This window comes from Bacillus kalamii, from assembly GCF_047238185.1.
Lineage (GTDB): Bacteria > Bacillota > Bacilli > Bacillales > DSM-1321 > Bacillus_AD.
This window is the reverse complement of sequence record NZ_JBDFMI010000006.1, coordinates 212957-226593: the sequence shown is the minus strand read 5'-3', so window position 1 is coordinate 226593 and position 13637 is coordinate 212957. Positions and strand designations below refer to the sequence as shown.

Here is a 13637-nt window from a genome sequence, read left to right as displayed (position 1 = left end):
TTTTACAAAACGGGGAGGATTTATTACATGGCTTACCAACCAAAATCATACCGCAAGTTCGTTGCAACTGCTGCAACTGCAACGCTAGTTGCTTCAGCTGTTGCTCCATTGGCATCTGCTGCTACATCTTTCCAAGATGTGAACGTAAACTATCAAAAAGCTGTTGACTTCGTAGCTTCTAAAGGAATTCAAGGATTCTCTGATAAAGAATTCGGAGTTTACAAAAACATTAAACGTGGAGACGCTGCTGTAATGTTAGTTAAAGTCTTAGGGCTTGATACTGAAAAAGCACCTGCTTCAGGCTTCAAAGACGTTCCTACACGTGCAGTGAAAGAAGTAAATGCTCTTAAAGCTGCTGGAATCACTTCTGGTAAAACAGAAACTGAATTCGCTTTTGACCAAAACATCACTCGTGGCGAATTGGCAATCTGGATTCAAAAAGGTTTCAGCTTGAAAGCGAAAGACGACAAAGAGATTCCTTTCAAAGATGTAAACAAAAACTACACTACAGCTGTTAAAGCATTAGTTGATAATGGTGTAACAAAAGGTAAAACAGAAACTACTTTTGGTACGGATGCAAACGCAACTCGCGGTGACTATGCTCAATTCTTGTACAGAGCAGCTAACCCAGTTGTAGAAAAAGTTGCTATCGCTAGCGCTACCGCTGTTAATGCAAAAACAGTTGAAGTAAAGTTCAACAAAGCAATCGATGCTTCAAAAGCGAAATTCGAAGTGAAAAAAGGTACAGCTACAGTAAATGTTGCTAAAATCACACCTGCAGCTGACAATAAATCAGTTCAACTTGAACTAGCAAGCAAATTCTTTGAAGGCGAGTATACTGTAAATGTGACAGGTCTTTCAGAAGAAAAACTTTCCGGTTCAGTTAAAGTTGAAAATGAAAAAGTATCAAAAATTGAATTATTAAGTGAAAACGCACCAAAAACAGGCACATCTACAGCGACAGTTGGATATCGTGTATTGAACCAATATGGTGAAGATATTACAAAATCTCCTCTAGCAGCTAGCATTGCTTGGAATACACCAAGTGGTTTCTCTGCTGATGATAACAATGCTGGAGTTTTAACAGTAACTAAGGCTGATGGTGCTGACCTAAAAGTAGGAGATAAAGTTGTTGTTACTGGTATCAACGCTTCTACTAATTCAGTGGTAAGTGGCACTTTGTCTGTAACGAATGCAGCAGTAGCTGATACGATTACATTTAAAGAAGTCTACAATGCAGATGGAAAAGAATTAGCAGGAAATTCAACTGTATCAGACTTTAAACTACTTATAGATGCAAAAGATCAATATGGCAATCCTATCAATGCTGCTAAAGTAAATAGCGATATTTTATTTACTTCATCAAATGAATCTTTGGTTAAGGTTACTACTGCTGCTGATGGCCAAGGTAAAGATAAAAATCAAGTTGGCTTGAATTTAGCATTTGGTGATAATGCTGCGAATGGCGGAAAAGCAGTTATCACTGCTATTTCTAAATCAACAGGTAAAGTTACTCAATATGAGTTGACTGTTAAAGCTGCTCCAAAATTAGATACTTTCACAATGACAGCGCCTGCTGATGTTATAGCTGCTGGTGATACTGTAAAAATCCCATTTGTTGCTGCTGACCAATTTGGAACAGCAATCACAAAAGCTAAAGATCTTAAAGACCAAGTTGCTTTCTCTGGAACTTACGGTGAACAAAATAGCTTACAAATTAAAGGTGATGTGAATGGTAATGCTTACCTTGAATATAAGCCTGCTTCAAAAGGTACTAAGATCATCATTGCTGCATTCAACGGTAAAGTGTCACAATTGAACTTAAATGTTGTTGATTCTGCGAACCCAGTTTCAATTGATCCATTGAAAGATGTTACAACATCAGTAGCTAAAGATGGCACTTTAAGCATTGGTTTGAAAAATATTGTGGTTAAAGATGAATACGGACGCACAGTAAGCTTAAAAGATAAACTTGCAACTACTGCTGCAGATGGAAAATACAGAATCGTAGCATCTGATGCTCAAGCAACAGATGGTGCAATCCAAGTTGTTAATGAAAAAATTGACAGTGAAGATGCTAAAATTGTTCTAAAAGGTTTGGCAAAAGGTTCTGAAGATGTAACATTTACTTTACAACAATCTAAGAAACAAAGTGGTAACACTTATACATTCGAAGATGTTGCAACAAGTCCTTTAAAAGTCGCTTTCACGACTGTAGAGAAAGCTGCATTTGATTCATATGAAGTAGGTAAAGTAGATCCTCTATATGCTGATGGAACTGCAACTACTCATACACGTGACTTAAAAGTATATGGTGTCAAAGCAGACGGTTCAAAGGTATTGTTACCAAGTTCATACTATACGGTTATTACAAACACGGATGTACTTGTGAATAATAGTGGTAAATTAAATGCAGTTTACGCAAATGATAATACAGCATTTGGAACTAAAGATGAAATAACAACTAAGTTGACCGTAGTTGTTGATGGCGCTGAAAAACCAACAACACTGACTCAAGATGTAGTCATTTCTAAAGTAGCTCCTAAAGCGGATAAAATTGAATTCACTGATGCAGTTGAAAATGGACTAGCAACTATTTCTTCTACTGATTTAACAGCTACTAATGACGCTGCTAAATTATCAACTATCCTAGAAGTTACAGATCAATATGGTGTAGCTATTGCTTCTCCACAACCAATTATTACTGTTACTAACTTGGTTGATCGATCAGAGCCGAAAACTTTGGATGTTGCAAATAATGGGACTAAAGCAGTAGATATTAAAAATGCAAATGCAGAAGATACATTTACTGTAACTTATCTTCTAGATGGTAAATCAGAAACTGTTAAATTTAAAGTGGTTACTCCTGAACAAAACTAAACGAAACGTTACTTTATAAACTAGTTTACTAGTGAAATAAGTGGGATAGGCACCTCTCGCAATTTATTTGTTTGAGGTGTTTATTTTAACTATTGTTTCTGAATAATAGGTGAAATGCCTATTCTTGTATAATAGCCGAACACAAGAGCCTAATCCTCCTGCATCCAATGGTGTTCTAACAAACTGAAGGGATGAAGTCAGGTGAAGTCGTACTCTACAAATTGAGGCGGGGTTCCATAAAAAATTACTATGGTTAGGTGACGAATCCATGTTTAGGCAGGATGGGGTAGTAAATATTACGAATAGCTAGGGGTTTAGTATTTATCTGTTTATATAAAATAATAAACTGAGATCAGCATAATTGGCTATTAAACTGGTCTTTCCCATTCCTGAATAGTGGAAACCTAAGGTAATTAAAAAGAGGGACAGAGACAATGGAACGTTTGAAGTCTTATGTGAAGAGACATGTTAGTGTCTATGAAGCATGTAAGATGGCAGCGGGTTCGTAGTAGTGTAGATAGCTAACCATTTGTATTCTTGTGGAAACACTAGAAGAGGGTAAAATTAGCTGGAGCGAAGGAACCCAGTCAGTATAGAAAATAATAACCAATTTCTTTGTAAATTGGTTATTATTTTAGATTTTCACTGGGTATATAGTATTAAGTGAAAATCTCCATTTTCTTGCTGATGGCACGCCGTGTGCGATGAAAGTCGCATGCACGGTGTAGGCTCGAAACGAAAACCACTAATTATGGTATAAGTCGAGAATAGCGTAAAATTAACATCATCAAAGGTAAATTGGGATAACGAAAATTTTGAAACAACAACATCCCTTTCAAGTGATTACACACTGACAGGCCTTCATACAGTAGTTACATTAACTAAAAATAATTTTGCAGTAAATTTTAATGACTTATTTTCAACACTAAATGCTAAAGTAGATAATGATGTAAGAGGCTATAATGTTCTAGGATTGACTACTAATAATGTTATCAACTTTGGTAGTGCATATACTCTAGAAAAAGATGTACCTCAAATAACAACTTTAACTGGTGCATTAAAAAATGATATCGAATCTGGTACTTACACAGTGAAAACAGAAGTTCTAAAAGGTAGTGAAGTATTAGCTAAAGATAGCTATGATTTGGTTGTAGCACCAAAATAATCATAATGATAAAATAGTTATATTAGAAGAGTTCGATATTTTTATATCGAACTCTTTATTTATTTTTTCTATTTGCGGAGGTTTAAAGCTTGAAAAAATCACTAACTGTATTAGTCAGTCTTCTTGTGCTATTATCCATCTTTACAGTTACACATCATCCAGTGAAAGCCCAAAAACAAAAAGTGGCGTCAATGGAGTTGAAAGATGGCAGTAACAGTGTCACCATTAATGGTCAACCGCGGCAATGGGAATCGACCGGAAAATTGAAGACTATGACCAAAAACAAGAAAATGTATGCACCTGCCCGTTTACTTGTGGATGAGTGGGGATATAAATCGGTCTGGAATAAAGGCGTTTTTTCTTTTAGTAGGGGAAATGTACAAATTACCTTTAATACGAAGAAGCGTAAAATGTATATAAATCACTCGATTGTTTCTTCTTTTCAGTCTTTCACAAATCAAGGGAGATTGTATCTTCCGGTTGATTTGCTTGCTAAAGGATTGAATCAGCAATTCTATCAGGATGGCAAACTAGTTTATATAGGTTCAGCCTCCTTTATCAACGAGAAGAAGCAGATAAAAGAAAGAAGCACAAAAATACCGGTAATTATGTATCATCATTTTGATCCTGCAGTACAAAGCGGAACAATTGTGGACCCGGCTGTTTTCAAGCAGCAAATGATGATTTTGAAAAATCAGGGCTATACAACCATTACGGCTGATGAAGCGATAGCAATTGCCCAAAAGCGCATTCCGATGCCGGAAAAGCCCATTATGATAACAATGGACGATGGGTATGAAAGCAACTATACATATGCTTATCCGATTTTGAAAGAGTTGAATATGAAGGCAACTTTGTTTATGGTTACGGATTTTATTGAACATCCCCGGAGTCACCCAAGCCCATATCCGAAATTGACATGGGCGCAATTGAAAGACATGAGTGATAGCGGGGTATTTTCTATTCAAAGCCACACTGACAATATGCACCAGCAGATAAATGGCAAAGGATTGATTGCCTCGCCTATTTCCAAAGGAGGCAAGCGGGAGACGCAGTCTCAGTATGAACAGCGGATTTATGACGATGTGGTCCGATCCAAAAGATTGTTGGAAAAACATCTCGGCAAGCCTGTGACTGTATTCGCTTATCCTTTCGGCCAATACAGCACTGTGTCTGAAAAAATGCTAAGAAAAGCAGGGTTCCACATGACTGTCACAACAGACCGGGGATTATTGGATATTAGTAAAAAGAATCCTACATTTTTAATCAAACGAGTGAATATTCATGGAAAAGCCACAGCGGCTTCTATTACACAGACAATTGAAAAGATGTATCATATTAATTGAACCGTCATAATCACTTTAGTCAAAAGTGGAACTGATTTCATAGAGAAAAGGAACTTCATGTTATGATGCGAAATTTCTACAGTAGCTGAACTTTACTTGTCTGCTTGTAGTATTTGACTAAACAATGGTTGAAGGATAATTTATTAGAAGTTATGCGAAATCGTTTATAAAAGTATACTTAAAAAGCCCCTTTAGTTAAGGGGCTTTTTAAGTATACTACAGTCATGAATGTTAGTGATTTTTATATATTTATTACTTATATACTAGATGACTCTAGTGGAATGGCGTAATCTTCTTTTACTTCTTCGTTTTTATTTCTTTTTCCACACAGTTTCTAACTTAACCCCTGCATCCCTCATTAAATTATAGATTGGACAGCGTTTTTCGACAATCTGCTTGAAGGCCTGAAGTTTTTCATCGCTTTCAACCGTATCGAATTCAGCAATAAATATAACGGTCTGGAAGTAAGTTGTTACACCCTCGACACCGCTTAATCCGCGCGTATCCAGTTTCCCGCTGTTCTTGAATGATAGTCCGCTATACTCGAACCCTTTTTCCTTCGCCACGAATGCGGCGGTGATGGAAGTGCAGGCTGATAGTGCGCCCAATAGGTATTCAAGCGGATTGGGGCCTTCATCGTTGCCGCCGAGATAAGGGGGCTCGTCAATCGCAAATGGAGCAAAATCACGTACGAAAATCTCATTCTTTAAGCCGCATACGACCTTGCCGTGTGTATTCATTTCCACCCATTTTTCATTAGCCATTGTAATCCCTCACTTTAATTCATAGTTAATTTATTGGAATAATTATATATCAAAAAGAAATCTTTTGTATAGTAAAAAGACCGGCGCAATATGAAACTGTTTTAGAAGTTATAGGTCAAAATATATAGATGCCCATATGTGTTGCTTACTGATCATTATTTCGGCATAATTTTGTCGGTTATTGTCGAATAATGTTGAAATTGGATTGAAAAGCAATTTTATTGCTATTTTTTTAATTTTTATGGGTAAAAAAGAGTAACGATTTAAATATTATGATATTTTTAAATATTTTTTATTGTATTAAAGTATTAAAAATAATAAGATGATACAGGGGATATATACCCATTTTATTCAAATGCTGTCATTTTGTTATGGGTCATTTATATCACCTGGAAGATTAGCGGTACCATTATATGAAATAGAGGAGTGGTTAATGTGAAATGCAGGAATTGCGGTCATGAGAACGAGGGAGGTAAGTTTTGTGAAAAGTGTGGGACGAAGCTGGAGGATGCAAGGAGTGAAGTGGCAGCGGCATCAGCAACTCAGCAGGAACCGGTGAAGAATCAGCCTTCGCAATATATTGAAAGCACGAAGAAAATCTCGAAAATGTATTTCAGTTATTTCCTTGATGTGCTGAAGCATCCTTATGCCAACTCTCAAAGTGTGAACAAGGAATATATGGTTAACGGTATTATTACAATTATTTTATTCAGTTTATTTATTCCTTTAATGACCTATTTCGGCTTAAAGGGCCTGATGTCTAATTTCAACGAGTTCGGGTCGGATTTATTCGGCGTCGGAATGGATATGGCACCTCCGTTCACTGCGGTGGTGGTTAAGCCCTTTTTCGCTTATTTGATTTTTATTGCTTTAGTCATCACGTTTACATTTGCCGCTGTGCGCTTCGGACGGGTCAATGTTGGCTATACGGATGTAGTGGCACGTTTTGGTTCATTCTTGATCCCATTTGTTTTGCTATTGGCGATCGGACTCATTTTTTCTATTTTAAAAGTGAAATTCTTTTTATTCTTCCTTTCTCTTGGATTTATGGGTGCTATTTTCATAATTCCTCCTTTAGTCATTGCGAGCTACAAGCGCAACAGTAAAAGCGGCATGGATGTTATTTACGGCTCACTGCTTACATACCTGTTGACGATTATTTCGATATTCATCATGGCGGATATGCTTATGGAAGCTCTAAAATCGGCAATGCAAGATCTATTCGGTATGTTTTAAGCAAACAAGGACAACAAGAATGGGGGATTTATAAATGCGATATTGTAAGGAATGCGGCCATCCATTAAAGCCCGAGGCGCAATTTTGCGGTGAATGTGGAGCGCCTGTCTCAGAAAAAAGCGCGGTTGATTCTGCTGGCAGGCAAGCAGAGAAAGCGGAAATAGTATCTACTAAAAAACCGATGACGAAAAAGCAAAAAACGGCTTGGATTGCCGGGATTGCTGCTGTCGTTGTATTGTTCGCCTTATATAAAGTCGGAGATTATTTTTTCTCGGAGGAATACGCAATCAACCATTTTGAAGATGCGCTGGTGGCCAAGGATGGCAAGAAGGTGGCTAAGTGGTTGTCGACAGATGATAAGAAGCTGACAATCAACGAAAAATCAGTAAAAGGATTCATCACGTATTATAAGGAAAATCCTGAACAAGTCAATGAAACTGTGCAGGCCCTAAAGCGGCAGGCAGAAGAAATGGATAAGCAATCGAATGCCTCATCAGCGGCTTATGGCGACTATTCATCCGGTATGGTCCATTTGGTGAAAGATGGGAAATTCTTGTTTTATGATAAATACAAACTGAAGGTTCAACCCGTCTATATGGCAATATCAACGAATTATAAAGATACATCCGTATACGTGGATGGGAAGAAAATGACTGTAACCAAACAGCCGAATGCGGAAAATACGGTCGGTCCATTCGTACCCGGAACGCATATAGTGGAAGCGAAGCTAAAAACGAGCTTCGTCGACCTTGTGAAAAAGGAAAAAGTCGTTTCGGGTGGAGCAGAAAAAGAAGCGGTAGAGCTTTACCTGGATGGCGAGGAAGTCTATGTCGATCTGGACATGGGAGATGAAGATGTACCAGCGGCTGGGAAACTGTATATTAACGGAAAAGATGTCCAAATTAATCCATTCCAAAACGCTTCCTTCGGTCCGGTGTTGACGGATGGTTCCATGACAGCAGCGGTCGAAGCGGACATGCCATGGGGTAAAATGAAGTCAGCCGAAACGGCAATCGACAGTGATTCCATTCAAATCAATCTTGGAAGCGACGCAGCCTTTCAAAAAACGGTTATGGACACAGTTGTCCTCAACAATAAAGAGTGGTTGACTGCCTACACGACAGGAGACACCTCCAAAGTAACCACAGGAACGGAAGATTTGCGTTCAACTATCAAGGATAATATTGAACAGGCTAAATCCGCAAATGAATACTACAAGGCGAAGTATACAGGCACGACTTTTGATCTGGATTCCTTCAGGCTGTATACATATGACGGGAAATACTACAGTGATGTAAAGATGCTTGAAAATAAGCAAAGTGATTCCTATTATGCCGATGAAACACCTGAACTGGAAGAAAATGATGATGCGTATGAGGTAACGCTTGTATACGATGCAAACGCAAAAAAATGGCTGGTTGATTCCTTTGATTCTTCCTATATGGAAAGTGAGAATACGAAGTTGATTAAGGAGGATGCCCCTCTAGAGTATGCGACATCATGGAATAAGAATGTACAAGTCAGCTCGAGCGGTGCCGAGAATGTACCCGACGCGATTTCCAGCTTGATCGACGGATACACAAGCAGCTTGATTGATGCGATTAATTATGATGACTTCAGCTATGTTTCCTCTTACTTAAAAGAAGGCAGCGAACTGTATGGCATGCAGGAAAAATTAGTCGATACATTAAATGCGAATGGTACAACCGAGGAAAAAATCAGCTGTGATATTAAGGGCTATTCCATTGATGGAAACAAAGCCAGTATTACCACGTATGAAAAAGTGAAGATTGATTATTCCAACGGTAAATCTGAGACCAAGGAATACACATGGATGTATGGAGCAGAAAAAACGGATTCAGGGTTTCTTCTGACCTCCATAAAAGCGAATTAATCCATGAAATAGTTGTCTCATCTCTATTTAATAAGAATAGAAAAGGATTGGCAAAAGAGATCGGCGCAGGCATGCTGATCTCTTTTGCTATGTTAGATGAATAGGGTAAGAAACCATGCTATTTTAAAAAGGATAAATCGAAGCATCATTTTTCATGTAGAGCGGTTCATCCACTTCATCAGTTTGGAGCAGAAATCAACGGCTAATGTCTACTAGTTTCTAGAAGGAGCTATTTTAAAGAGGAAATAATAAAACACTAAAAGAACCAACGTTTATGAAACTAGCTGTTATAAAACCATATATTCTATAGTAAAAAATATTGCCGTAATAATACCAATTCTCAAATAATTAAGTTAAAATAATAGTATGCGTACGATCTTGGAAATAGCATATATTGGCATGTTTTTTGCGATAGCTGCTTGGGAAAGGCAGTCAATCGGATACATGACGAGCAACTCCGCTTGCCTGTAGGTAGTTGCATAATCCTAGGCAAGCAATCAAACTAGCATTTTTTGGGGTAGAATGTAAGCGTTTTATATATGGGGTATGCTATTTTTCTTCGTCTGAAGATGGGCCATCCGTTTGGGGGCAGCATAAGATTATGGCAAAGGGAATCACCATTTAGGCCGTGTAACGAACTAATTCATAATCATTGGAGGAAGAAACGATGGGGCTAACAAGAGATTTTTTTATACAGCTTTCACAAAATAAACTGTTGAATAAAGGCGCAAAGAAATGGGGCTTGAAGCTTGGTGCCCAATCTGTTGTGGCTGGAACCAATATTGAAGAAATGATTGAGAGCGTCAAGGAATTGAATGCCCATGGCATCTCTGCCACAATCGATAATTTAGGTGAATTCGTATTTGAAAAATCGGAAGCGATTGAAGCGAAAGAGCAAATTGTTGATGTGCTTGAAGCAATCCACAAAAATGATGTCGACGCCCATATTTCATTGAAGCCGACGCAGCTTGGATTGGATATCGACTATGATTTCTGCTTGGAAAATCTGAAGGAAATTGTGGCAACCGCCTATGAATACGGGATCTTTGTCAACTTTGATATGGAAGACTATGGACATCTGCAGCCTTCCTTCGATTTAATCGATGAATTATCAAAGGATTATGATAATGTGGGAACCGTTATCCAAGCTTATTTTTATGAATCACAGGAAAACATCGAGAAATACAAGGATTATCGCCTCCGTATCGTAAAAGGAGCTTATAAGGAGCCTGAAAATCTGGCTTATCAAGATAAACAGGAAATCGACAGCAATTATATTAAACTAATAGAATACCATTTGTTGAACGGAAAATTCACGAGCATTGCCACGCATGACCACCGTGTTATTGATCATGTGAAGACATTCGTCAAAAAGAATGATATATCGAAGGATAAGTTCGAATTCCAGATGCTGTACGGCTTCCGGAAAGATTTGCAGCTGCAATTGGCGAAGGAAGGATACCATTTCTGCACATATGTTCCGTTCGGAATCGACTGGTATGGATACTTTATGCGCCGATTGGCCGAGCGTCCGCAAAACTTGGCGCTTGTCGGGAAGCAAGTATTCAATAAGAAAACAAATACCTTGATCGGAATTGGCGCCGGCGCCTTCCTTCTTGGCAGATTGACGAAGAGAAAATAAGTAGTATGCAGCCCTGCTTCGGCGGGGCTTCTTTTTGTTCTTTATCTTATTCAAAAGCAATGAAGCAATGGATGTGAAGGGAAGGATAGCCAATCAAGATTCCAGTCTACCATTCTATATAGAAAGTTAGTGGAAAGTGGAAGAGTTGGAGGGAAAATCTGTGTATAATGGTAATGAATCATGGTTAGGAAGCTAGGGGCGAAGGAGACATACATGAAAAAAGGAATAATACGTGTAATTGTTGTTATATTGGTAGTATGCATCGGATGCGGAGGATACCTGGCATTTTCATCGGATAGCCGTTCAACGGCCAGCATCAAATTGGAAAAGGGAAAAAAGGTAGAGATATCGATTGTAGATAAAGGCTTGTCTTTGAAGGATGAGAGCAAAAAAACAATCAAGCATATCCGCTCAGAGGATATTCGATATACATATGATGTGAAGAAGCGGTTCAAGCTGGTCGGTAAGCTTGCGGTAACGGTACGAAAGCTGGATAACGGTGATATGTTTGTCTTTACGAAGGTGAACAATAAAGGCGATGAGACATTTAAGGCGAACGTTCGGATGCCTTTAGCCGATGTAAAGCAAAGCAAGCTCCATCGCATCGATTCATACGGCAAAGTAAAGCAAGAGGCGAACAGTACATTCGGAGTGGATGTCATTACCCATCCGATCGGGGTTCTTCAGTTGGACATGAGGGATGGATCGGAGAATAGTGTCATGCTTGGCAAGGACTATTTGTCGAAGGAGCAGGTAAAGAAGTACGCAGATGGCCAAAAATCGGTGCTGCGCGAATTCCAGGAGGAGTACGAGAACCTCAGCCAGCGCCATGATAAAAAGAAGAATCATTTGGAGTTGGAATTGGGCTTCAAGGTGAAGCCGTCATCCTTATCGGAAAACTGGTTCCTTATCTCGACCGATTCCCTGTTTGCTGAAAAGAAGCAAATGGACAATTGGTTCAAGAAAACCATACGCGAATATAGCTCCCTAAACAGTTGGTATACGGCAGAAGGCCCCTATACAAAGCTTCCCTGGTCGGTCGAACCTGGCTATAAGCTGGGCTATGGCCGTAATTTAGGCAAGGTGCATGGCGGTGTATACCTTAAGGAATACGAGGAAACAAAGCAGCGTTACTTTTACGATCTCGTCGTGAACGCCATAGCTGATCTTGATGTCTTTTCGGATGGCGATTTGACGAAAGGGAAGGTCCCTGTCTTTAAAACAGAATATACAAGCACGTGGCTGAAGAAGGCTTATGGCACAACTGCTCCCTACATCGACACAAGGCATAATGAAAACATTGCTCTTTTCCTGAAGGATGCAGGAGATGACTTGAATATCCCTGCTCTAAAGCATGCGAATGAAATCTATGCCGATTTCCTCGTGGGACAAAAGAAAATCGGAAATATTATCGAATTCGGCGATAATGGCTTTTTAGTGGCCGATTATTACGCGCCAGGAAGTAAAAAGACGCATGTTTCCCTAAATCATGCGCTCGGTGAAATGAGATTTCTGCTTGAAGCCTATCAATCGACAAGGAAGGAATCTTATTTGGATACAGCCAGAAGCATGCAGGAAGCGATAGAATTCCTTTACCCGAAATGGGTGAAGCCTGATGGGGATTTATGGTACCAAATAAATGGAGAGCATGTATTTGCAGGCAATGATTATCCGTGGCTGACATTAGTCGACCTGCTGCGTAACCAGAATGCTCTCGAGCAATTGGGCATGGAGCGAAGCAAGGTGTTCGACAGCCTGATCCGCAGCAAGACAAATTATATTGTGGAGAATCATAAGCCGATTCGTAAGCTGGCGGTTGATTTATTAAAGGCCCAAGGGTTCGGTGATTTGGTTGCAGGATATGACAATATTATACTTTAATCGATACGATGAAAGGGTTCCTGATATGTATGCGGGAACTCTTTTTTTATCTCTTGCCAAAAAGAGAATGGTTATTTTGTAGGATTATAGTGTTTTCAGGTCGAATAAATAGAGTAAGTGACAATGTATGAGGCTGTTCAATTATAGCTGGTTAAAGAGAGTAAACAGAATGTTATTTTGTCGATAGGGGGAGCTGGAATGAATACATATATCATTTTCAGCAATGAACAATTGGGGAATAAAACAGAGACGATTAGGGAGACAGAAAGGAAGAGTGCAAATACTCCTTTGGGGATTGATTTAATGGAAGGCATGGCTGATGGTGATCAGGTGGTTATTTATTGCCCCGGCAGCGAGTTGGTAGCAATCGGTTTTGCGGATGGCATCAGCCGGAAGCGCTATAATTCCTGGGAGCAGTGCGAAGAACAATATATGCATCTGAAGGATGTGAAGATTATTCCGTTACGCCACTGCAGTTTGTCACTCTTTCATAAGATTAAAAAAATGGAAGTTTTCTATTCTGACTGTTCGCCACTTCAATTGGCATAGTTGTACTATAGTGTCTTTTTTTAAAAAAAGTTGGTTATAGGGGGATGAGGACCTTTATAATCAATTTTTAATTTATATATATCGTATAAATCACTCTTTAGTCCTTGTTTGTGTATATTGGTATAGTTATTTAGTTGTATTATAGACTTTGTTGCGGACTAGGTCTTTTGGTGTAATTTGATAACTGAATACATAGAATTTTATGTAGAATATTGTAAAACGATTCATAAATACTGACAAAAAAAGACATAATTGCTTATTTACTCCAATTATTCAAGGT

General features: G+C 38.8%; 9 protein-coding genes. 8 read left to right on the top strand and 1 reads right to left on the bottom strand.

Going from position 1 to position 13637, the window contains the following annotated elements:
• Nucleotides 1-27: 27 nt before the first annotated feature.
• The 3 genes from ABC357_RS18860 to ABC357_RS18850 all read left to right on the top strand — a co-directional run bounded on the left by ABC357_RS18860 (nt 28) and on the right by ABC357_RS18850 (nt 5391).
• The gene (locus ABC357_RS18860; RefSeq protein WP_412889146.1) at nt 28-2880 is read left to right on the top strand and encodes an S-layer homology domain-containing protein; all 2853 of its coding nucleotides are present in this window, start codon (nt 28-30) and stop codon (nt 2878-2880) included.
• Between the two features lie 973 nt (nt 2881-3853).
• Entirely contained in the window at nt 3854-4045 is a 192-nt protein-coding gene (locus ABC357_RS18855; protein ID WP_412889145.1) for a hypothetical protein, read from the top strand.
• Nucleotides 4046-4134: 89 nt separating this feature from the next.
• Nucleotides 4135-5391 carry a polysaccharide deacetylase family protein gene (locus ABC357_RS18850; RefSeq protein ID WP_412889144.1) on the top strand — a complete coding sequence of 419 codons (1257 nt, stop codon included), beginning with the start codon at nt 4135-4137 and terminating at the stop codon, nt 5389-5391.
• A 311-nt stretch (nt 5392-5702) separates the two neighbouring features.
• Here ABC357_RS18850 and ABC357_RS18845 read toward each other — a convergent pair whose 3' ends face one another.
• Nucleotides 5703-6155, bottom strand: coding sequence for an OsmC family protein (locus tag ABC357_RS18845; RefSeq protein WP_412889143.1), 453 nt, complete (start codon nt 6153-6155; stop codon nt 5703-5705).
• Between the two features lie 435 nt (nt 6156-6590).
• Here ABC357_RS18845 and ABC357_RS18840 point away from each other — a divergent pair, with 435 nt between their 5' ends.
• The 5 genes from ABC357_RS18840 (at nt 6591) to ABC357_RS18820 (ending at nt 13357) form a co-directional block, all read left to right on the top strand.
• Nucleotides 6591-7391, top strand: coding sequence for a hypothetical protein (locus ABC357_RS18840; RefSeq protein WP_412889142.1), 801 nt, complete (start codon nt 6591-6593; stop codon nt 7389-7391).
• Between the two features lie 34 nt (nt 7392-7425).
• The gene (locus tag ABC357_RS18835; protein WP_412889141.1) at nt 7426-9285 is read left to right on the top strand and encodes a zinc ribbon domain-containing protein; all 1860 of its coding nucleotides are present in this window, start codon (nt 7426-7428) and stop codon (nt 9283-9285) included.
• A gap of 667 nt (nt 9286-9952) precedes the next feature.
• Nucleotides 9953-10927, top strand: coding sequence for a proline dehydrogenase family protein (locus ABC357_RS18830; RefSeq protein ID WP_412889140.1), 975 nt, complete (start codon nt 9953-9955; stop codon nt 10925-10927).
• A 213-nt stretch (nt 10928-11140) separates the two neighbouring features.
• Entirely contained in the window at nt 11141-12808 is a 1668-nt protein-coding gene (locus tag ABC357_RS18825; RefSeq protein ID WP_412889139.1) for a hypothetical protein, read from the top strand.
• A 198-nt stretch (nt 12809-13006) separates the two neighbouring features.
• Nucleotides 13007-13357: a hypothetical protein gene (locus tag ABC357_RS18820; protein WP_412889138.1), complete on the top strand. Its 351-nt coding sequence runs from the start codon at nt 13007-13009 to the stop codon at nt 13355-13357.
• Nucleotides 13358-13637 lie beyond the last annotated feature (280 nt).